This window comes from Staphylococcus sp. EG-SA-2 (genome assembly GCF_017152085.1).
In genome coordinates this window covers 1-829 of sequence record NZ_JACYHC010001002.1, presented here as the reverse complement: position 1 = coordinate 829, position 829 = coordinate 1, and the positions used below count along the sequence as shown (strand labels likewise).

Sequence of the window (829 nt, the reverse complement as noted above, 5' to 3'; positions counted from 1 at the left end):
GCGTTTCACGTAAATGAATCAATAAATCTAATATTTGTGTTTGAATTGACATGTCGAGTGAACTAATGGCTTCATCAAACAAAATATATTTAGGGTTAATACATATTGCACGCGCAATCGCAACACGCTGCGCTTCTCCACCTGATAACATATTAGGATATTTATCCATGTATGCCTTAGATAGACCGACTTCTTCCAACAATGTAATTGCTTGGACTTCCATAACTTCTTTAGGTTGTCCATCACATTGACACATCACTTCAAATAAGATTTCTCTAACAGTCTGAAATGGGTGTAATGATGACGTATAATCTTGAAATACAGCACCAATTTGATGACGTCTGACTTTCTTCTTATGCATCGGTAGATCATTTAAGGTTACACAGCCTTTATCCGGTTTCTCAATACCTAATATCATACGACTCAACGTCGATTTACCGCTACCACTTTCTCCGATAATCGCAATCGTCGCACCGATTGGACACTCAAATGACACACCTTTCACGATAGGTGTTCGACGACGCTTAAAAACATGTGCGCTTTGATATGATTTTTCAACATCTGTAACTTTAATCATGTACATCACCCCTCATCACATGTTTAAAATGATCATTAATCTTCTTCTTCGTTGATAATAAATACTTCGTATAAACATGTTCTGGATGATGCAAGACTGATTCACGTGTACCATGCTCTATCAGTTGACCATTTTTCATCACAACAACACGGTCTGCAATCTTGTTAATAACCGTTAAATCATGTGAAATGAAAATCATCGCACAGTCAAAGTGTTTTTTAATATCTATAAATGCTTCCAGTACATCATATT

Annotated in this window: 1 protein-coding gene and 1 pseudogene; both read right to left on the bottom strand. The window is 36.3% G+C overall.

The window, feature by feature from the left end:
- Nucleotides 1–577, bottom strand: a 577-nt coding sequence (locus tag IDG60_RS17145) for an ABC transporter ATP-binding protein (RefSeq protein WP_095337319.1), incomplete at its 3' end; no start/stop codon positions are given.
- A pseudogene (locus tag IDG60_RS17140) lies at nucleotides 570–829 on the bottom strand (nickel import ATP-binding protein NikD); the annotation flags it as partial. The gene IDG60_RS17145 and the pseudogene IDG60_RS17140, both read right to left, overlap by 8 nt.